This window comes from Exiguobacterium acetylicum DSM 20416, from assembly GCF_000702605.1.
In the GTDB taxonomy this organism is placed as follows: Bacteria; Bacillota; Bacilli; order Exiguobacteriales; family Exiguobacteriaceae; genus Exiguobacterium_A; species Exiguobacterium_A acetylicum.
In genome coordinates, this window is record NZ_JNIR01000001.1 from 3061205 (window position 1) to 3081515 (window position 20311).

General features: G+C 41.0%; 19 protein-coding genes. 16 read left to right on the top strand and 3 right to left on the bottom strand.

Annotated features, from left to right (window positions below; translation table 11 throughout):
- Nucleotides 1-5 precede the first annotated feature (5 nt).
- Genes P401_RS0116260 through P401_RS0116270 form a run of 3 tightly spaced genes read left to right on the top strand, consistent with a single transcriptional unit; the run spans nt 6 to nt 4215 of the window.
- A complete protein-coding gene (locus tag P401_RS0116260; protein ID WP_029343279.1) occupies nt 6-872 on the top strand; it encodes a DUF4007 family protein in 867 nt (288 codons plus the stop codon).
- Nucleotides 869-1612: a hypothetical protein gene (locus tag P401_RS0116265; RefSeq protein ID WP_029343280.1), complete on the top strand. Its 744-nt coding sequence runs from the start codon at nt 869-871 to the stop codon at nt 1610-1612. The genes P401_RS0116260 and P401_RS0116265 overlap by 4 nt, the downstream gene beginning before the upstream one ends.
- 23 nt (nt 1613-1635) lie before the next feature.
- The gene (locus P401_RS0116270) at nt 1636-4215 is read left to right on the top strand and encodes a hypothetical protein (protein ID WP_152548203.1); all 2580 of its coding nucleotides are present in this window, start codon (nt 1636-1638) and stop codon (nt 4213-4215) included.
- Nucleotides 4216-4315: 100 nt separating this feature from the next.
- Here P401_RS0116270 and P401_RS0116275 read toward each other — a convergent pair whose 3' ends face one another.
- Nucleotides 4316-5200, bottom strand: a complete 885-nt coding sequence (locus P401_RS0116275; RefSeq protein ID WP_023466896.1) for a phosphoadenosine phosphosulfate reductase domain-containing protein — start codon at nt 5198-5200, stop codon at nt 4316-4318.
- Between the two features lie 160 nt (nt 5201-5360).
- Between P401_RS0116275 and P401_RS0116280 the strand changes: the two genes are divergently transcribed.
- Nucleotides 5361-6215 carry a P-loop NTPase family protein gene (locus P401_RS0116280; protein ID WP_051656336.1) on the top strand — a complete coding sequence of 285 codons (855 nt, stop codon included), beginning with the start codon at nt 5361-5363 and terminating at the stop codon, nt 6213-6215.
- 55 nt (nt 6216-6270) lie between these two features.
- Here P401_RS0116280 and P401_RS0116285 read toward each other — a convergent pair whose 3' ends face one another.
- Nucleotides 6271-6699, bottom strand: coding sequence for a VOC family protein (locus P401_RS0116285; RefSeq protein WP_029343285.1), 429 nt, complete (start codon nt 6697-6699; stop codon nt 6271-6273).
- 220 nt (nt 6700-6919) lie between these two features.
- Between P401_RS0116285 and P401_RS0116290 the strand changes: the two genes are divergently transcribed.
- The 12 genes from P401_RS0116290 to P401_RS0116350 all read left to right on the top strand — a co-directional run bounded on the left by P401_RS0116290 (nt 6920) and on the right by P401_RS0116350 (nt 19717).
- Nucleotides 6920-7933: a LacI family DNA-binding transcriptional regulator gene (locus tag P401_RS0116290; RefSeq protein ID WP_029343286.1), complete on the top strand. Its 1014-nt coding sequence runs from the start codon at nt 6920-6922 to the stop codon at nt 7931-7933.
- A gap of 204 nt (nt 7934-8137) precedes the next feature.
- The gene (locus tag P401_RS0116295) at nt 8138-9445 is read left to right on the top strand and encodes an ABC transporter substrate-binding protein (RefSeq protein WP_023466910.1); all 1308 of its coding nucleotides are present in this window, start codon (nt 8138-8140) and stop codon (nt 9443-9445) included.
- A 60-nt stretch (nt 9446-9505) separates the two neighbouring features.
- Nucleotides 9506-10402 (top strand): carbohydrate ABC transporter permease, encoded by an 897-nt coding sequence (locus P401_RS0116300; protein ID WP_023466912.1) that lies wholly within the window; start codon nt 9506-9508, stop codon nt 10400-10402.
- Nucleotides 10403-10405: 3 nt separating this feature from the next.
- A complete protein-coding gene (locus P401_RS0116305; RefSeq protein WP_081834764.1) occupies nt 10406-11329 on the top strand; it encodes a carbohydrate ABC transporter permease in 924 nt (307 codons plus the stop codon).
- 23 nt (nt 11330-11352) lie between these two features.
- The gene (locus tag P401_RS0116310) at nt 11353-12699 is read left to right on the top strand and encodes a GH1 family beta-glucosidase (RefSeq protein ID WP_029343289.1); all 1347 of its coding nucleotides are present in this window, start codon (nt 11353-11355) and stop codon (nt 12697-12699) included.
- Nucleotides 12700-12760: 61 nt separating this feature from the next.
- Nucleotides 12761-15118: a carbohydrate binding domain-containing protein gene (locus P401_RS0116315; RefSeq protein WP_029343290.1), complete on the top strand. Its 2358-nt coding sequence runs from the start codon at nt 12761-12763 to the stop codon at nt 15116-15118.
- 160 nt (nt 15119-15278) lie between these two features.
- Nucleotides 15279-15752, top strand: coding sequence for a hypothetical protein (locus tag P401_RS0116320; RefSeq protein ID WP_029343291.1), 474 nt, complete (start codon nt 15279-15281; stop codon nt 15750-15752).
- A 21-nt stretch (nt 15753-15773) separates the two neighbouring features.
- Nucleotides 15774-15932: a hypothetical protein gene (locus P401_RS18620; protein ID WP_160171468.1), complete on the top strand. Its 159-nt coding sequence runs from the start codon at nt 15774-15776 to the stop codon at nt 15930-15932.
- Nucleotides 15933-16041: 109 nt separating this feature from the next.
- The gene (locus P401_RS0116330; protein WP_029343292.1) at nt 16042-16563 is read left to right on the top strand and encodes an RNA polymerase sigma factor; all 522 of its coding nucleotides are present in this window, start codon (nt 16042-16044) and stop codon (nt 16561-16563) included.
- Complete coding sequence (gene rsiV, locus P401_RS0116335) at nt 16544-17398, top strand: anti-sigma-V factor RsiV (RefSeq protein WP_029343293.1); 855 nt, start codon at nt 16544-16546, stop codon at nt 17396-17398. The genes P401_RS0116330 and rsiV overlap by 20 nt, the downstream gene beginning before the upstream one ends.
- A gap of 114 nt (nt 17399-17512) precedes the next feature.
- On the top strand, nt 17513-17809 hold the full coding sequence (locus tag P401_RS0116340; RefSeq protein ID WP_029343294.1) for an excalibur calcium-binding domain-containing protein: 297 nt from the start codon (nt 17513-17515) through the stop codon (nt 17807-17809).
- 723 nt (nt 17810-18532) lie between these two features.
- Nucleotides 18533-19717 (top strand): hypothetical protein, encoded by a 1185-nt coding sequence (locus P401_RS0116350; RefSeq protein WP_152548204.1) that lies wholly within the window; start codon nt 18533-18535, stop codon nt 19715-19717.
- Nucleotides 19718-19907: 190 nt separating this feature from the next.
- Here the strand turns inward: P401_RS0116350 and P401_RS0116355 are convergent, their stop codons facing one another.
- On the bottom strand, nt 19908-20231 hold the full coding sequence (locus P401_RS0116355; protein ID WP_023466923.1) for a thioredoxin family protein: 324 nt from the start codon (nt 20229-20231) through the stop codon (nt 19908-19910).
- Nucleotides 20232-20311: the final 80 nt, after the last annotated feature.

Sequence of the window (20311 nt, forward strand, 5' to 3'; positions counted from 1 at the left end):
TACAAATGGGTTTTGGACAACATCAAAGTTTTTACTTACGTCCGCAATGGTTATATAAAGGATTAACTGAAATTAAAAGCGATGCTCGCTTTTTTTATAATGATACTCATTTTGAACAATTAGGCTTAGGGAAAAACATGGCGAAATCAGCGAAGTATTGGTTATTCTCAACTGGTCTCATGGAAGAGAAGCGCAAATCGGGAAAAACAGAACATCACCTTACTTCTTTAGGGGAATTAGTTGATAAATACGATAAATATATTCAACATCCTGTTACGAAAAGTATTTTACATTATACTCTAGCTTCTGATCCAAAAATTGCAACAAGTTGGTATTGGTTTTTTAATGTATTCAAAGAATCAATTTTTGATAAAGCAATATTGATAGAAACGTTAGAAACCTGGGTCGGTCACACATTAGAAAAATCAGTCTCTTCCAATTCACTAAAAAGAGACATTGATTGTCTCATTCAAATGTATAGTCCAAATAATCTTTCATCTACTCCTGAAGATGTTATTAAAAGTCCGTTTGAAGAATTAGGGTTGGTAAGTAATACAGTTAAGGGTACTTACAAAAAAACACCACTAGATACAGTGTTTAAGTTTGAAGTACTTTTCATCACTTTTTTGATTTATATAGAAAGAAATGAACTCACTGAAGTGAGTCTTGATGAATTAATCGATGGTGAAAATCTATGGGGAAGAATTTTTAACCTGTCAAGATCTGAAATTGTTAACTGTCTAGAAGAGATGCAAAAAAGATATCCAATAATCTTTACTAGAACGAACCGTCTCGATGTAGTTAGAATTACTGATACAACTAATTATTTAGATTATATGGAACGATTTTTTGAAAATGAGGTAGTGCTATGAAAAAGTTTCAACCTAGTATTAATGTAGTTTATGACACAGGAAAGTCTGAACTGTTTGATATGTTTGTCCCTAACAATGATCAGTTGGAAATTATGGAAAATATAATTTCAAGTCTATCTAAAAAAAGTCTAGTCAATTCTCATCTTATGATTGGTCCATATGGAGCAGGAAAATCAATGGTCGGGGCAATTACGGCTTCTTTAATAACAGCAAGAAAAAATAGTAAAGATGTAAAATCGTTTTTATATAACGTGAGTGGTTTAAATAATAGTTTATCAGACAAAATTAAAGACAATTTATATGAGAATAATATTAAGTGGATTCCTATTACTATCACAGGTAAAAACGGACGGATTGACGAAATTATTTTAGAAGCTATTCAGTTAAAATTAAAATCAGAAGGAATTGTTTTATCTCTTAAAGGAGATAGTGAGCAAATTCTTCAAACCATTGAATTGTGGAAGAACGACTATAAAGATACGTATTTAAAATTGATAAATTTGTGTACATCTTTTGGGTGTACTATAGAAGAATTGATTGAAGGAATTACTATAAATGATGAAAGATATATAGTGGAATTTAAAAAAATGTATGGAACTTTGACTTCTGGAGCTACATATATTTCAGAATCAAAAGCATCATTTGTTGAAAAAATTCAACACTTAACGAATCAATTATCTATAAAAAAATGGGACTTTTTATTATTTATGATGAGTTCGGAAGATTTCTTCAAGGTGTAAACCAATCGTTGATTTTTCAAACTATGCAAGATTTACAAGATATCGCTGAATTTGCAAACAGAGCTTCTAACTTAGGTTTACTCTTCATTACTCATACAGGTCTTCGACAGTATTCAACAGAGAGTAATAATTTATCTAAAGAAGAATTAGAAAGAGTTGAAAAAAGATTTGAATCACATCGCTTAGATAGTGATCCTTCTTTATTTTATAGAACAGCATTTAAAATACTTGAGATCGTTAAAGAAGATAATGCTCCAAACTTATTTTTGTTAAACGATATTGAAAAAATAAAAAACGATTTAAAAAAGTATAGTCTTTTTCCAGATATGGAATTGTCTGAAGTTGAGAATTTCATTTTAGAAAAATGCCAACCTATACACCCATTAACAATTAGATTATTGCCTATTCTTTCAAATATGTTAGGACAAAATGATCGAACGTTATATACGTTTTTATCTCAATTTGATGAGAATAGTTTAGAGACTGATTGGTATTATGCAGATCAGTTGTTTAATTATTTCTATCCAGATGAATCTTCATTTTATCTAATTGATGATTTAAAGTATTATCGACTATCAATGAGTTACCAAATATCGAACGAAGCAAAAAGACTCGTAAAATTAATGACTTTATTGAATATATCTAATAGACCTTTTAAACTTTCTATAGATTTTTTATCCTTTGCACTAGGTATCAACGAGATAAAAATACGAGAGAGTATAGAAGAACTAAAAAAAATAAAGATAGTAAGATATAATCCATTAGCTTCATCATATGAATTATATAGTGGATCTATACTTTCTTTAGAATCCTTAGTAGAAGATTATCGCTCTAAAACAGTTATTAATGATGAATCTAGAATTAAATTTTTAAATGATTTTTTACCTAATAAATATTTTCTACCTCATGAGTATAATAGTGTTAAAAGCATGACGCGCTTTGTGGAATCTCAATTTACCTGGGGAGACATTTTGAACTTAGATCTTGCGGTTAGTGATGGAGCGCTACTGTATATGATCTATAGAAATGATCAAGAGTTAAAAAATATTCGGGAGTTCGTAATAAATTCTAAAAGAAAAGATATTATAGTTTGCGTTACGAAGTTAAATACTAAAGATTTAATTATTAAATTAGACGAATTTATGATTTTGGATCTTCTACTCAACACGTCAGAACTACTTCAACAAGATGAGAATTTAGAAGCGGAAATTATAATTCATTTAGAAAATATAAGATTCGAAATTGAAAAGCTCTTACGACCAATTAGACATTTTGAGACAGATAATTTAACTTGGTATATCAAAAATGACGTCGTTAAAATCGATTCAAAGAATTCACTTGAAAAGAAACTTTCGAAATGGATGTTCGACAGATTTCCTGCCACACCGGAAATTAGAAATGAAGGATTTAACAAAAAAAACGTTACTTCTATCCAAAAGAAAGCTGCTAAAAGTATCTTGTCTCAGCTACTTGCTCCTACATTTTCAGGTGATTTTGACATCCAAGGATTTGGTCCGGATTATTTAATTTATGCAACTATGTTTAAAAATACAGGAATCGATACAAATAATTTAAGTCAAATAGCTGATAATAATCTGTTGAAATTAAGGTACGATCTGCTTTCACATCTTAAACAAAATAGAAGAGGAAAAATTGTCGGTTTATATGATTTATTAAGACACGAACCTTATGGTATTAGAGAACCACTAATACCGCTATTATTAATAGCTCTATTAAAAGACGTTTGGCATCAAATGGCGTTTTACTCAAATGACTTTTATATTCATGAATTAAATGCAGATATGCTATATGACATTTTAGAATTAAGAGCAGATTTTTATGAATACGAACTATATGAACTATCTTCGGCAAATTTAAATTTACTCAAAGATATAAATACTACGTTTTTCAATGGTACTTTATCAGAACAGCCTGTCATAATTTTTACAGAGCTAACGCGATGGTTACGGAGCTTACCAAGATATACTCAAGTAACCGACCAACTGATTGTTAATGAAAATCAATTCAAAGAGATTATTCGACATAGTGAAACAGACCCACTTGCATCAATTAATAATCTCGCAAAAATTGTTGAAAATGATTCTGATTTAAAGATATTAAAATCAGGACTCGAAAACCATTTGAGTCTTTTGACAGAACAGATCAAAAAAGAAGTTCTTCTTAAAATGGAAGTTGAATCAAGTAAAAATATTCATGAGTGGGCTGATAGAAATAAAGAACTTGTGTTAAGCAGTCCAATATTAGCTGGATTCGTTTCAGAGTACGCTCAGAATAAAGATTGGTTAGCATATTTAATTGAAAAAATTGTTGGAGTGGCACTAAAAGACTGGTCAGATGTCACATATGATTCGTTTTGGATGAATTTCAAGCAGTTATTGGTGACGAACCAAAATCAAAATGGATTAATCAAAATAGTGACTGATAATCAAACCATTATGGAAATTAAAGAAGTTGAGCTTTCTGTTAAAGGGAAGACTATCTACAACAATGTAAGTAGAATAGTAAATGCTGGTAGTAGAACAATGTCAGATGATGAAATCCGCTTTGTTGTGTATAAGATTCTAAGTGAATTAGAATCTTAATAGATACTATAGTTATTTAATGCTTAGCGATTGTTTATCGCATCCATCTATACAAAAAGGTAGTGGATAAGATTCCACTACCTTTTTGTATAGATTTTGTTTATGAGAAAGAGCATACACAAGGAATTGTATCGTCTTTTTCACTTAAATATTTCTCAATTCCGTCTCTATCCATCAATTCTCTATATTCACGCAATGTGAATGGTCCACCATTTCTCTTTAAAATAGAAACATCTTTCTCAAACTTACTGCGGAAGCGTTCTTCCATAGCTTCTTGCTCGGCATATTGCTCGGGCCAGACATTATATAAAAGAGCGTAATGACCTAAGCCTCCTCGGACACATCGACCCGCGCAGTTCGCGTGAGAAAAACCTAAACCATACATTCTCGGCAATGCAATTTTCCACTCGTCACGAATGATTTCCTTCGTATCGAGATCGCCTTTAAAAGTTTCGATCATAGGAAAACGCGTTTCTATCGGTTCGATCGGGTTGTGTTCGTAGAAATTTTGAAGATTGATGGCTCGATGCTGCTCATGAGGTCCAATACCGAAATAAAGTATAGGTTCAAGATTATGTTCATCACGAAGTTCTTCTAAATAAATCATCGTCTGACGAACTTTTAATTCTTCTGAGCATTTAGCCATACGTGAGTTCCCCAAAAACTTAACGTCATGGAAAACTTCATCTGGCGTTCTTCCATCTATTCGAGTAGTAATCTCCATACCAATATACTCTGCTACTTCATCCATAAATCGATAGTTATCGATATCTTCCCAAAGCGTATCAGTGAAGAAAAGAACACAGTTTTCTTTGCCGTATTTCTGAACGATATGATAAGCAACATAGGCCGAAGATGCACCGCCACTAAACATTGCTACATGCACTGGTTTTCTACCAGATAATGAAGGAGTAGTACCTGCTTTTAATACACCTAGTGCTGATCGATCAGAGGTTTTTTGGGTCTTTACTTTATTCATGTCCATCTCAAAACCACCTCTCTCGAAAACAAAATATCCATTTATTTTCTAATTATAAGTATAAGGTTCATTTCTAATTAAATACAATAATTTGTTTGAACTTAGTAGGGAATTAGAATTTAATCGTATAATACTTTAAAGACTAATTGTGAATAGAGGTCCCTATATGTATTCAAAACTCTTTCTCATCGAAGGACTCCCAGGCTCAGGCAAAACAACAACAGCTGAAGCATTGACCCGTCTACTACAAAAGCAACAAATCAAAACGCGTCTTCATATCGAAGGAGACCTCAACCATCCTGCGGATTATGAGAGTATCGCTTACTTAACGCTTAGTGAATGGGCAGACTTTCAAAGTAAGTACGCTCCGCTCGATGTCTTAAGATTTGCTGAGGTATTTAATGGCTACGTGCTGGTATCGTATCGTCAGTGGCAGTCAAAACAGGATGTTCCTGAAGCAGCACTTACATTTCTGCAAGCGCGTGATATCTATGAACTACCGTTCGAGTTACATCAATCACTGATACTAAAGAAGTGGGAAGCGTTCGTTGCTCAAGCGTTGATGGCTAATACAACGTATGTCTTTGAATGCTGCTTCTTGCAAAATCCGTTGACGATGGGGCTCATCAAATACGATCTACCGGAAGCGACGCTTCGAGCGTATATTGGATGCTTAGCGACGATCATCGCGCCATTGCAACCCGTTCTCGTCTATGTCGATCAACCAGATGTAGAACGAAGCTCCCGAAAAGCGTTAAAAGAGCGTCCGACAGAATGGGCGGACGGATTCGTAGCCTATTACACAGAGCAAGCATATGGTGTGAATCGCTCGTTATCAGGAGTGGAAGGAACAATTGCGATTTTACAGGCGCGAAAAGCACTGGAGCGTCAGTTGTTAGAAATGCTTCCGTTTAGAGTAGAGGTATTCGGAAATGAAGATTTTTCAGTAGAAGCAAGACAAGTCTGGTTAAAGCAGTTGATTCAGTCAACTGTGCGTTCGATTTCTTTAAGCAAGAGCTAACTAAAAGGCGATTCCAAGTTACGGAATCGCCTTTTAGTAAATATAAAATGTGAGATTACACCGACACTTCACTCACTACATGATTGACTTGCCACTGGACACCAAATGCATCTTCGACGATTCCGTATGCTTCACTCCAGAATGTCTTTTGGATCGGCATGATGACGTTACCGTCTTTTGCGAGTTGATCAAATGTCTTCTGTAACACATCGACGTCAGATAAGTGGAGCGCCAAGGTAACATTCTGACCGATCGTGACCGGATCATGTGGCATTGCGTCTGAGAACATTAAGCGGGTACCATGAACGATTAGTTCAGCATGTAGAACCAGTGACTGCATCTCTTTAGGGTAGGGCTGACCGTCAGGACCGGGACCTGGTCCGAACTCCATGATGTCCGGTAGTTCTTGACCAAAGACGTGTGCATAGAACGTCAGTGCCTCACGCGTGTTGCCGTTGAAGACAAGATACGGATTGATTGGCATGGGAAAGCTCCTTTCTTTATAGGCGAAGTATGTTTCTTTAAGTATACCAAACATTTGTTCGTATTAAAAGAAAAAACTGAATTTTTTTATATTGGATCTAGCATAAATGATAACGTTTTCAATTTATCTGATTTTTCATTAAAAAATAGGTTGCAACTTCCAGAGAGACTTCGTATACTAAATTTATCGAAAGCGCTTTCGGTGAAATGGAGTGAGTAGCATGAGAACAATTTATGATTTAGCGAAGATGACCGGTTTTTCAATTACAACGGTCTCAAAAGCCTTAAATAATTATTCGGATGTCAGCGAAAAGACGAAAGCAAAAATCGTCCAAGCAGCAGCCGAGATGGGATACTTACCGAACGCGCACGCCCAGTCGCTCTCGACGAAACGTTCGTGGACGATCGGTGTCATGTTCTCGGAAGCACATGGCGTCGGAATGATGCATCCGTTCTTCAACGCGATCATTGAGAGTTTCCGAAAAGCAACAGAACAACAAGGATATGACCTCATCTTCGCATCGCGGAACTTACGCAATCGCGATATGAGTTACCTCGAGCATTTCCAACACCGGGCAGTCGACGGCATCGTCGTCATCTGTTCTGATCAGATGGACCAGCACGTCCAGGAGTTGATTCAAAGTACGATTCCAATCGTCGTCGTCGACATGGATAGTGCCGATTGTAGTGTCGTCTACTCGGATAACATCACCGGTGGCACACTCGCCGTCAATCATCTGCACGAACTCGGTCATCGGTTGATCGCCCACATTGCGGGGGATACGTCGACAGATGCCGGAAGAGCGCGAATTGAAGGCTATCAGCAAGCGATGGAACAACTTGATTTGCCGATTCCGGGCGGTTATCTCGTCAACGGCGGATTCTTTTCCGGGGAAGAAGGAAAGCGGGCAATGAACGAGTTGCTGGCACTACCTGAACGACCAACAGCCGTCTTTGTTGCCGGGGATGAAATGGCAATCGGTGCGATTGAGGCGATTCATGAAGCCGGGTTACGGATTCCAGAAGACATTTCAGTCGTTGGGTACGATGATATCTACATGTCACAGTACATCACACCGAAACTGACGACAGTCCGACAAGATACGGAAACGATCGGTCAGCATGCAGCATCAGTCTTGATTGAACAAATCGTCAACAAAAAACGGGTCACGACACGTGACGTCATCCCGGTCAACTTAATGGTTCGTCAATCGACAGGTCCAGTACCTGAATAACACAATGGTTGTTTCGGAATCGCTCTCGCTCGTTGTCAGTGAGGAAAAGCGAGAGCGATTTCGAAATCATTTTTTATCACTTTTTCCGAAAGGGCTTTCGGGAATTTTCTTTAAAGCCTTTTCGAAAGCGCTTTCGATATTTTTGAATAACAAATTGAAACCGCTTACCTATGAGCGGAATACTTAACAAAAGGATGAGATGAGATGAAGAAACAGTTAGTTAGCGTGTTAACAGTTGGTGCGTTAACAGCAAGTGTCCTTGCTGGATGTTCAGGTAGCAGCGAAGAAAAAACGAGCGGCGGGAAAGAAGTCTTGAAAATCTGGTCGTTCACGGATGAGTTAAAAGAACCAATCAAAAAGTTCGAAGAGAAAAACGGAGTCAAAGTCGAATTGACAATCGTACCAATCGCCGACTACCCGACGAAATTGAAACCAGCTCTTGAGAGTGGCGTCGGCGCACCGGATATCTTCACAGGTGAGATTGCGTTCCTCAAGCAGTGGGTCGATGCTGGATACTGGGCGAACCTCTCTGAAAAACCATTCAACGCAGGCGAAGTCAAAGATGACTACATCCCGTACGTCTATGACATGGGGAAAGATAAGGACGGCAACGTGCGTGCGCTGTCATGGCAAACGACACCAGGTGGCGTCTACTACAAACGAAGCATCGCGAAAAAAGTTCTCGGTACAGACGATCCAAAAGAAATCGGCGGCATGATGGACTCGATGGACGGCGTCTTCGAAGTCGCTGAAAAAATGAAGAGTAAAGGCTACAAGATGTTCCCGGATGAAGGATCAATCCGTTGGTTCGCACAAGGGAACGACCCACAACCTTGGGTCAACGATAAGCAAGAGCTCGTCTTGACACAAGACAAGAAGGATTACATGGATTACGCAAAAGAACTTCGGACGAAACAATATACGGCACTTGCACCAGAATGGTCACCATCATGGTTCGCAGGCATGGATAAACCGGTCAAAGTCAAAGAAAACGGTAAAGAGACGGAAACAGAAGTCTTCTCTTACGTCCTCCCGACATGGGGTCTTCACAGTGTTCTCAAAGAAAACGCGAAAAAATCAGCGGGTGACTGGGCGGTCACAAGCGGACCAAGCCCATACTTCTGGGGCGGTACGTGGTTAGGTGTCTACAAAGATTCGAAGAAACAAAAGCTTGCGTATGATTTCGTCAAGATGATGACGCAAGACGAAGCGTTCCTAACGGATTGGGCAAAAGAAACAGGTGACGTGTTAGCGTACAAACCAGTTACTGAAAAGATCAAGACAGACTTCAAAGATGAGTTCCTCGGCGGACAGAACAACTATGAGTTCTTCCTTGATCAAGCAGATAAGATTACTCCAGGGATCGTCACGAAGTATGACCAACAGCTCGATACATTATACGGTGCATCGGTCATGGAGTACGTCCAAGGTAAAAAATCAAAAGACGAAGCACTTGCTGAATTCTACAAAAAAGTCAAAAACGCGTATCCGGACGTAAAAGTACCGGAATAAGGAGAGTAGGTGGGGCGATCCTCGCCTCACCTCTTCTTGTTTAAGAAAGGGGTTTGACCTGTGAAAAAACTCGATCGCCATGGGTATCTGTTCATCGCACCGTTTTGGATTGTCTTCTTGATTTTCAGCATCTATCCGGTTGCCTTGACTTTCTATTACAGCTTCACGAACTACACGGGCGCTGAAGGCGAACAACTCGTCGGACTCGCGAACTATACGCGGTTACTCGGGGATACGTACTTCATCGAAGCGTTCTTTAACACTCTGAAGATTTGGGGTCTGAACTTCATCCTTCAGATTGGCGGCGCTTTACTACTCGCCTTGTTGTTCTCGGATCTCCAATTGAAATTAAAAGGACTTGCCTTCTTCCGGGCGACGTTCTACTTACCGAACTTGATCACGATCAGCTCGGTCGCCTTATTATTCGGCATCTTGCTCGACTGGCAGCATGGTTCACTGAACATGATGTTGATGAAAATCGGAATCATCTCGGAGCCGATCAACTGGTTGACGCAACCGGTGACCGCACAAATTTCCGTCTCGCTCATCCTGACATGGATGTGGCTCGGTCACTCGTTCATCGTCGTCATGGCGGGCGTTTCCGGGATCTCGAAGGACTACTTCGAAGCAGCCTTGATTGACGGGGCGACACGTTGGCAGATCTTCTCACGCATCACGTTGCCACTCTTAAAACCGATTTTGCTCTACATTATGATCACGTCGTTGATCGGTGGTCTGCAATTGTTCGACCTCCCGATGTTGATTACGGATGGTGTCGGTGCGCCAGATGGTGCCTTGAACACGATGGTGCTCTATCTCTATAACCAAGCTTTCAAATATAACAACTATGGCTACGCCGCTGCTGTCGCATACGGACTGTTTGCCATCACGCTCGTCTTTTCAATCATCGTCTTCAAAGGGATGTTCCGAAAAGAACGTTCGCCGAAAGGAGCCTGACCGATGGAACGAAATGCAGAAGCACGTCGGATCGTGCCACAAACGGAGGAACAACCGGAGCGTTCTGAACGCCCGCTCAAGTTGACGCCACCATCGAAACAAAAGAAAGCCTGGTTCGGTAAAAGTGTCATCTATATTGGTCTCGTCGTCTTAACGATCGCCTGTATCATCCCGTTTCTCATGATGATCATCAACGCGACGCGCTCGAACGAAGAAGTCTTGTCCGGATTCTCGTTGATTCCGGGGAACTCGCTCGCCGAGAACTATGCGGCGCTCAGTTCATACGTCAACATCTGGTCCGGTTTCAAGAACAGTTTGATCATCGCTGTCCTCGTCACCGTCTTATCAGGGTATTTCTCGGCGTTGACAGCATTCGGATTCGCCTTCTATCAGTTCAAAGGAAAGAATGCGATGTTCGTCTTCATGCTCGTCATGATGATGGTTCCGGGTCAACTCGGTTTGATCGGGTTCTATGAACTAAGTAAGAATCTCGGCTTGCTTGATAGCTATATCCCATTGATTATTCCGGCGATCGCAAGTCCGTTCACGGTCTTCTTCGTCCGACAATATGTCCAGACCGTTCTGCATCCGAGTTTGATCGAGGCAGCAAGGATGGACGGGGCGAGTGAGTTCCGGATTTTCCATACGATTGCTTTGCCGATGATGATGCCGGCGATCGCGACGATGTCGATCTTTACGTTCATCGGTTCATGGAACAACTACATCATGCCGCTCGTCTTACTCTTCTCCCCAGAGAAGTACACGTTACCGGTCTTGATGGGCTTCTTAAAAGGATCACAAGTCGCGGAGAACTTAGGCTCGCTCTATCTCGGAATCGCGATTTCCGTCGTACCGATCATGATTGCCTTCTTGTTCCTCTCGAAATATATCGTCAGCAGTATCTCGGCAGGTGCCGTTAAAGAATAAGTAGCTTAAAGGAGATTACACATATGAAATTTGCACCAGACTTCGTATTCGGAACGGCGACGTCGTCGTATCAGATCGAAGGCGCCCACAACGAAGGCGGACGTACGCCTTCTATCTGGGATGCCTTCTGTGAGGAGGACGGAAAAGTCTTCGAAAAACATAACGGCGATGTCGCTTGTGACCATTACCATCGTTATGAAGAAGACATTCAGCACATTAAACGTCTTGGCGTCGACACGTACCGCTTCTCGATTGCCTGGCCACGGATCTTCCCACAAAAAGGGGTTTACAATCCGGAAGGCATGGCGTTCTATAAGAAACTCGCGACACGTCTGCGGGCTGAAGGCATCAAGCCAGCCGTGACGTTGTACCACTGGGACTTACCACTTTGGGCACATGAAGAAGGCGGCTGGGTCAACCGGGCATCGGTCGACTGGTTCCTCGACTTCGCCCGTGCGTGTTTCACGGAACTCGACGGGATCGTCGACTCGTGGATTACACATAATGAACCTTGGTGTGCCGGGTTCCTCAGCTACCATCTCGGGCAACATGCACCGGGTCACACGGATATGAACGAAGCTGTTCGTGCCGTGCACCACTTATTGTTATCGCACGGAAAAGCCGTCGAGCTGTTGAAGGGTGAGTTCAAATCGGTCACACCGATCGGTATCACGTTGAACTTGGCACCGAAGTATGCGAAGACAGATTCTGTCAACGATCAGCTGGCCATGAACAATGCAGACGGATATGCGAATCGGTGGTTCCTCGATCCAGTCTTCAAAGGTCAGTATCCAGTCGACATGATGAACCTGTTCTCGAAATACGTCCATTCGTACGCCTTCATCGAGGAAGGCGACATGGAGACGATCTCCGTTCCATGTGATTTCTTCGGGATCAACTTCTATAGCCGCAACCTCGTCGAGTTCAGTGCTGCGAACGACTTCCTGCAGAAGGATGCGTACTCGGATTATGACAAGACAGGCATGGGTTGGGATATCGCCCCGAGCGAATTCAAGGACTTGATTCGTCGTTTGCGCGCCGAGTACACGGATTTACCGATCTACATCACGGAAAACGGTGCGGCATTCGACGATGAATTGGTCGATGGTCGCGTCGCTGACCAGAACCGGATTGATTACGTCGCACAACACTTGCAAGCCGTGTCTGATTTAAACGAAGAAGGGATGAACATCCAAGGTTATTATCTCTGGTCACTGCTCGATAACTTCGAGTGGAGCTTCGGCTACGATAAGCGCTTCGGAATTCTCTACGTCGATTTCGAGACACAGGAACGAATTTGGAAAGACAGCGCCCACTGGTATGCGGGCGTCATCGAGCAACATAAGGCAACGATTCCGCAAGAAGCGTGACAAAGGAGGCAAGGTCGAGCATTCGTCCTTGCCTCTTTTTGACTAAGAGGAGGAAACGGACATGAAGACATGGGTAGCACTGGCGGTCGGGACCGGTTTATTGCTGAGTGGTCAAACGGTCGACGCAAAGGCAGACAAAAAAGAAACGAAGTGGAAGCTCGTCTGGTCGGATGAGTTTCAGGCAAACCAACTCGACCGGACGAAATGGACGTATGATACGGGGAACTGGATTAAGGATGCGAACGGCCAACCCGTCTCACCGGGTTGGGGCAACAACGAAAAACAATACTATACGACGAAGCAGGACAACTCGTTTATTCGCAACGGGAAACTCGTCATCAAAGCGAAGCAGGAAAAGACGACGGATGATCTCGGTACATACGATTACACGTCAGCGAAGCTAAAGACGAAAGGATTGTTCAGTAAGACGTACGGTCGTTATGAAATCAAAGCGAAGCTCCCGACCGGAAAAGGGCTTTGGCCGGCGTTCTGGATGTTACCGGAGCAAGATAAGTATGGCGCTTGGGCAGCGTCCGGTGAGATTGATGTGATGGAAGGTTGGGGCAGTCAGCCGGACAAGGTTGCCGGAACGATTCACTACGGAGAAAATTGGCCGAACAATAAATATACGGGGAAAGACTATCACTTCCCAGACGGACAACGCATCGACCAATGGCATACGTACGCGGTCGAGTGGGAGCCGGGTGAGCTCCGCTGGTACGTCGACGGCAATCTCTATCAAACACAAAACGATTGGTACAGCAAAGGTTTGAACGCGGCGACGAACTATAGTTATCCGGCACCGTTCGACCAAAACTTCTATCTCGTCATGAACCTCGCCGTCGGCGGTTGGTTCGATGGAGAAGTCGATGCAACGACGAAGTTCCCAGCCGAGATGGAAGTCGACTACGTCCGTGTCTATGACTTAAAAAATCGAGCGTACCGCGAACCGGTCGAACCGACCTACGAAAACGTGACGTTACCGGACGGAGCCAAACAGCCGATCGAAGGGAATCTCGTCTACGACACGACATATGAACAACCGGTCACGATGATCACCGGGAATCAGTCGTTTGATCCGCTGTACTGGAACTACGTCACGCTCCCAGACTTCGGTGGGAAAGGAAGCCTTGCGATCATTGAAAAAGAAGGGCAACGGATGGCAGACGTCACGATTGATCAGCCTGGTTCACAGACGTATTCTCACCAACTGATTCAAAACGTATCCCTTGCGCAAGGTGGACGTTACCAAGTCAGCTTTGACGCGAGCAGCACAGCAGACCGGAAGATGATGGTCAAAGTCGGCGGTGGAGCAGAGCGTGGCTACACGAAATATTCGAATGAACAGTCGATTGCACTGACACCGAGCGTCAAACGGCATACGTTCACGTTTGATATGGCAGCAGAGACGGACCTCGCAGCGCGTCTGGAGTTCAACCTCGGACTTGAGAAAGCCAACGTTCAGATCGGGAACGTCCGTGTCGAGCAGATTCCACGCGGTGTCATCGATGAAGATGCAACAAAACCGGCACTCCCGGACGGGAACCTCGTCTATAACGGGACGTTCGATCAAGGGGCGATGGATCGTTTGACGTATTGGCACTTCAACGGTAGCAAGCAGACGACAGGGTCTGTTGATCCCGAGTCACGTGATTTCCGTTATGAAGGGCATGGTCAAAAAACGACGGTGCACTTAACACAAAAGGGACTTCAACTGGAAGCTGGGCATGCGTATCAGCTTCGATTCACGGCAGGTGCGAAAAAAGCGAAATCACTTCAGGTGAAAATCACTGGGGCACAAGAGCAATTGAAACAGACGACTGTACCGTTGACGAAACAAGCAACGACTGTCGACATTCCGTTCACAGCTACACAAACGGCAGACGACAATCAGCTTGTGTTTGACTTCAGTGGACAAGCCGGAAAAATCTCGCTCGATGATGTGGAGTTGATCGATGTCACACCAGTTCCGGTCGATCCGTCACCACTGAAGAACGGTTCGTTTGCGAACGGATTGACGTCGTGGTCGTCATACGTCCACTATGATGCACAAGCCGCTATCGAAGCTGTCAATGAAGCCGCACGCATCCAAATCGGAGCGGAAGGACAAGAACCATGGAGTGTCTTGCTCGAGCAAGGAAACTTGTCACTCGCAAAAGGTAAAACATATGAGTTGAGCTTCACAGCATCGTCGACTGTACCGCGTCCGATCGAAGTAACGATCGAAAATGCTTCGTATACGCGTTACTTCAGTCAAGTCGAGCCGATTACGACAACACCGAAAACGTATAGCTACACCTTTACGATGGGACAAGCCGATACAGGGGCGTTGAAATTCTTGATGGGACGTGCGGAAGGTTCACCGTTCGCCGCGCATGACGTGACGATTGATGATGTGAATCTCAAAGTGAAGGAATGACCAGAACAAGGTAATGGACGCGTCCATTACCTTGTTGTTGTGTAAAACAAACGAACGGAAAAAGATGAACTATTTTGTATGATGGAAAAGGAATAAAACCCATCATATGGAATATAAATCATAGAAGTGACATCTATTCGTTTTCAGAGGAGGAAACGTCATGCGTCAGAGGTACATACCGTATCGGCTCATCTTCATCGTAGGCTTACTTGGTATGGTTGGAATCAACGGTTGGTCTGCTCTGCTCCACCCAGACGGCACGATCAACGGGTGGCAAAGTATCGCTTCCGTCGTCTGGCTTGTCGGTCTAGTTGGATCGCTGTTTTATATTAATGAAGATAAGGCATTTCGACTTATTGTCTGGTATATCCGGATTGGTCTCGTTGCAGCATTATTCATTTACGGCGTTTCGTTACTCGAAGGTGCATTTTCTGAGACGATTTGGTTTGATGGACTGGCAAGTGTTCAGTTCGTGTTTTATTTCGTCTTCGTCGTTCCATTGTTTGGACTAAATGCTTGGACGGATGTCCTGTTTGGTAAGTTTTCGTTATACATGAGTGTCCTGTACGGCATTGCATTGATTACACTTCAAGTAAAAGTCTGGAATGATACATCACGGCATTTAGATTATTGAGTTGAAAAGGTGAGTTGCATGTTGAGTCCTGTGAATGAGCGCGAAGAACGAACAGGGAAACGCGAACGCCGAAAACAGCGGAAAGTCGACGTTGGATGTGTCACGATCATTGGCATTCCATTACTTTTCATCGTTACGTTTCTATTGGTCATCCTCATTTTAATGAAATCTGCTCCATGAAAAGGTGACCTTGTGTCACCTTTTTTTATTGTGTCGTCAACTTTTTTCTCGACTCGCCCGTCTTAATGATGTATACACAGAACGATATCGAAAAAAGGAGCCGCGGCCTATGACCTCTCGCCAAATCAGAAAACGGGAAAAAGCATTCGTCCGTTTTTTGAAGCAATATAAACCGAACTTATACTGGTTAGCCTACAGTTATATGAAAAATGAACAGGATAGTTTGGATGTCATCCAAGACAGCATCCAAAAAGCGTTACAATCACTCGACCGACTTGAAGATGATGAACGGATGAAAGCCTGGTTCTATCAGATTTTGACACGAACAGCGATTGATGCGATTCGGAAGCGGCAGCATAGCGTCAGTTACGATACGGATCGATTGATTGAACTCGTCGCAACAAAAGAAGATACATATCCGGATTCCGATTTGCGACAAGCACTAGAAGAGTTACCGGTCATGTACCGGGAAGTCGTCATCTTGCACTATTTCGAGGATTTGATCTTAAAAGACGTCGCGACAATTTTAGAGCTGAATTTAAGTACGACCAAGTCCCGACTTTATAAAGGACTGACATTACTGAAAATGAAATTGAATGGAGATGATCTAGATGTCGAACAAACTCGATGATCTGAAACAGGCTTACCAACAACCACCGGTCCCAAAAGAACTCGAAGCGATGATTGCTCAAGTCGAGCACCGGATTCGTCCCTCACGGACGAAACGATCCGTTTTGATTACAGCGGCCGCGATCATATTATTCGTTGGTGGATTAAATAGCAATACATCATTTGCAGACGCAATGGCGAAGGTGCCGGTCCTCGGTCAACTGACCGAGATCGTAACGATCGACTGGAAAGAGACGAAGACACAACAGTCGGCTGATATCGAAGCGCCTCAAGTGACGTTACCGGATAAGGCACTCGAGCAACAACTGAACGAAAAGTATATCGCGGAAGGACAAGCGCTCTATGAAAAGTTCAAACAGGAGACGAACGGACAGGAAGGGGCATTTGCCGTCGATAGCCGTTATGACGTTAAGACGGATACGGACGATTTGTTGTCGATCGGGCGAACCGTCACCGAGACACGGGCAAGTGCAGCGGAAAGCGTCCAGTACGATACGGTTGATAAGAAACAACAGCTCATCCTGACGTTACCGTCCTTGTTCAAGGATGACGGATACATCACGACAATCAGTGATTATCTAAAAGAAGAGATGCGTCGCCAAATGAAGGCAGATGAAGGAAAGGTTTACTTCGTCGAAGGAACACCAGATGTATCGAAGGACGAGCAGTTCAAACAGATTTCAGCGAAGCAAAACTTCTATATTACGGCAGACCACAAATTAGTCCTGTCGTTTGATGAGTACAGTATCGCTCCAGGATATATGGGCATCGTCGAGTTTAAGATTCCGACGTCAATCTTAAAAGACGACCTCGTCAGTTCGACCTATATTCGTTGATCGTCCGATTTTAAAAAACATTGACGTAAAAATGAAAAAAGGAAACAATTTCTAAAAATGACCTCTTATAATCAAAAGACGAATCGTTGTTTTTTGAAAGAAGGAGGAGTCCCTATGAAAAAATGGAGTCGGCTCGTACTAGCGGGTGTCGTCAGTCTCGCCTTGATCCATGTTCCAGCAGCCAGTGAAGCGGCAACGAAAGCAAAAGCCTTTAAGAACTGTACGGAAATGCAGAAGACGTACAAAGGCGGCGTCGCGAAAAAAGCGGGTCTAAAAAATCGGACAGGGTATGACAAGAACGGAAAACCGATCTACAAAGCAACAAAGTACAAAGCATACGTGAGCCTTGCGACGTATAACTTAAACACGAAGAGCGACCGGGATAAAGACGGTATCGCGTGTGAACGTTAAAAAATAACCTGACGTTGCACGTCAGGTTATTTTTTAACGTTGTTAACTTAAAGTTAGCTAAAAAAAAATTATGATGAAGTATTTTGGAATATTTTATAAGAAAATTCAAATTAGCTCTTACTGTTACAATTTATTAAGAGCAGAGTGGAGCGAATTCATGACTCAAAAAAGAAAATCTCGAATTGCTGTGCTTTCATACATCGTTGTATTTTTATTTATGATATTGATTTATCAAATAATTAAATGGATATCTGATTATAAGATTGACTATTTTGAATTTATAGCATTTCAATGTCTAACGTTTTATGTCCTTAGTTTATTTTCGAGACTAGATGGATATCTATATATCCCAAAATATACATCAATAGTCGTTTCTATAGATGGTTTTGTAGAGCAGTACAGTAAAGTTTTATCGTTTTTAGGTCTACTTTTTGCAACTAGCTTGTTAAGTATATATTTTGAAATTACGTATCGCAACATACTAACATTTTTACTAGTATTATTAATTGCTGTATTTATAACTGTAATATTTTATTCTTGGAATGCAGTTACACGTCGATTTATTGATAATAGAAAAAAATCTATATCATATTTTTGACAAGTTACATAATTTTTATTTTTGATAATATTTTCAATAGTAAAGAAAAAGAGATTCTTGTAATAATTCTTGTTCTTGTTTCAATTATACTTCCTTCGTTCTATATTGTTCGTGATGTAGTGTATATGCTTTTAGATGAAAAATCGAAAATAAAAAATTTAATTGGTGGATTATTTTTTAGCGAGTTTTTAGCTGCTGATCAATCCAAAAAAAATGCTGAGAATTTAGTGATTATTAATTCAATATTTATTAAGTCTTCAAGAAATGCTACAGATATATTAGACTTTTTCTCAAAAAATTTGAATTTAGCATTTATAAAACCAGATAAATATAGAGAATCTTTCAAAAGTGTAAATTCCCTTGATTTAAAGTTAAATGAGGATTTTAAAATCTTTATCGATAACGCAAATAAAGAAGTAAAAGAATCAAATTTAATATCAGATTTAAAATTTTTAAAGGACCAATATATAAATAACAAAAGAAGTTACACGGAAAAAATAATGGACGCTAGAACTGAAAATATAAAGACGAGAAACTATAATAACTTAATTATCAGTATTGTGATTTTTTTGATAGTTTTTCTGTTTATTTATTTAGTGAATACATCTCTATTAGATAGTCTTATTCTCAAATTTTTAATTTGGATGATATTTATAAGAATGGTATTAAGAACATTTGAAATCGGAAAAGCGTTCTCTAGCGATTTAATGGGAAATGGATATAAAAATAGCTTTTTAACTACTAAAGATAGAATAATACTTGCTATTAAAAGTGTAATTGAGATCTGTTTTTTAGCCGCATCAATTTATCAATTGAATACATCTTTTCTCACCAATAACTCTATCTTTAATTGGTGTACGAATTTTTCAATACCCTGGTGGAAAACTATAGAGTACTCTTTATCTGTTGCTATCCTAAATATATCCTTTCCTGAAGCACTAATTCCTTTATCAAATCGAAATTTTGTATGGCTTTCAACACATTTAATTCAAGTGGTATCAAGTATTATTTTGATTACTATAGCAATCAATAGTTATATTGGACGAAACAAAAACTCAGTATACTTTGATTTTATTAATGTAAAGAATAAAAAAGTTATTATTATTAAAAAAGTAAAATTTTCAACTGATAAAGAAAGAGTTATAGTAGAAATGAATTTAGTTCCATTTAAAAATAAAAGTTCTTTTATTGATGGTCTTACATCGATTTTACGTACTAGGTTAAGAAATAATGAAATTTCGGAAGAGGATTATGATCATGTTTTAAAAATGATTAAGACTCAAGATTATTTTCTACCTTATTATTTTTAGATTATAATCACACTTTATTTTAATTTAGATAATAAGGAGTCAAAAAATTATTGTTTAATAGAGCTCGTTTCTTGCATCTTTAAGCAATATACGAAATGAATTAAAAAATGCAATTTTTCTCGTTTATAGAGAAAAATTGCATTTTGTCCTTTAACCAAAGAAATTGGCGCCGTAGCGTTAGGTTCTTTACTTAGTTAAAGTTTTGTTTCAGGAATGCTGTAACTTCTTCTGGTGTTTTGGCATTTGCACTGTGTAAGTGGGCCAGTTTTTCATTGTTTTTGAAGACGAGCAAGCTTGGGATTCCCATGACATCATGGTTCGATGCGATTTCAGGGAACTCATCCTTGTCGATCGTATGGATTGGTAAGTGGTCGAATTGTGACTCGACGTCCGGCATGAAGTAATCCATCCGTTTGCAGTCCGGGCACCAGTCTGCTTCGAACTTGATGATGACCGGTGCATCACTTGAAATCAATTCCTTGAATGTTTCTTCACTCTTAATGAATTCTGCCATTGTGAGAACTCCTCCTCTTGGTGTTGTACCTTTAGTCTACCGATTCCCTTCAGAACTTGCACGAATTATGTTCGTCAAAG

What these genes read in the sequence shown, in the direction of transcription:
- P401_RS0116260 (WP_029343279.1), top strand. Translation starts at nt 6, where the DNA reads ATGGGTTTTGGACAACATCAAAGTTTTTACTTACGTCCGCAATGGTTA.
- P401_RS0116265 (WP_029343280.1), top strand. Translation starts at nt 869, where the DNA reads ATGAAAAAGTTTCAACCTAGTATTAATGTAGTTTATGACACAGGAAAG.
- P401_RS0116270 (WP_152548203.1), top strand. Translation starts at nt 1,636, where the DNA reads ATGCAAGATTTACAAGATATCGCTGAATTTGCAAACAGAGCTTCTAAC.
- P401_RS0116275 (WP_023466896.1), bottom strand. Translation starts at nt 5,200, where the DNA reads ATGGACATGAATAAAGTAAAGACCCAAAAAACCTCTGATCGATCAGCA.
- P401_RS0116280 (WP_051656336.1), top strand. Translation starts at nt 5,361, where the DNA reads ATGTATTCAAAACTCTTTCTCATCGAAGGACTCCCAGGCTCAGGCAAA.
- P401_RS0116285 (WP_029343285.1), bottom strand. Translation starts at nt 6,699, where the DNA reads ATGCCAATCAATCCGTATCTTGTCTTCAACGGCAACACGCGTGAGGCA.
- P401_RS0116290 (WP_029343286.1), top strand. Translation starts at nt 6,920, where the DNA reads ATGAGAACAATTTATGATTTAGCGAAGATGACCGGTTTTTCAATTACA.
- P401_RS0116295 (WP_023466910.1), top strand. Translation starts at nt 8,138, where the DNA reads ATGAAGAAACAGTTAGTTAGCGTGTTAACAGTTGGTGCGTTAACAGCA.
- P401_RS0116305 (WP_081834764.1), top strand. Translation starts at nt 10,406, where the DNA reads ATGGAACGAAATGCAGAAGCACGTCGGATCGTGCCACAAACGGAGGAA.
- P401_RS0116310 (WP_029343289.1), top strand. Translation starts at nt 11,353, where the DNA reads ATGAAATTTGCACCAGACTTCGTATTCGGAACGGCGACGTCGTCGTAT.
- P401_RS0116315 (WP_029343290.1), top strand. Translation starts at nt 12,761, where the DNA reads ATGAAGACATGGGTAGCACTGGCGGTCGGGACCGGTTTATTGCTGAGT.
- P401_RS0116320 (WP_029343291.1), top strand. Translation starts at nt 15,279, where the DNA reads ATGCGTCAGAGGTACATACCGTATCGGCTCATCTTCATCGTAGGCTTA.
- P401_RS0116330 (WP_029343292.1), top strand. Translation starts at nt 16,042, where the DNA reads ATGACCTCTCGCCAAATCAGAAAACGGGAAAAAGCATTCGTCCGTTTT.
- rsiV (WP_029343293.1), top strand. Translation starts at nt 16,544, where the DNA reads ATGTCGAACAAACTCGATGATCTGAAACAGGCTTACCAACAACCACCG.
- P401_RS0116340 (WP_029343294.1), top strand. Translation starts at nt 17,513, where the DNA reads ATGAAAAAATGGAGTCGGCTCGTACTAGCGGGTGTCGTCAGTCTCGCC.
- P401_RS0116350 (WP_152548204.1), top strand. Translation starts at nt 18,533, where the DNA reads ATGCTTTTAGATGAAAAATCGAAAATAAAAAATTTAATTGGTGGATTA.
- P401_RS0116355 (WP_023466923.1), bottom strand. Translation starts at nt 20,231, where the DNA reads ATGGCAGAATTCATTAAGAGTGAAGAAACATTCAAGGAATTGATTTCA.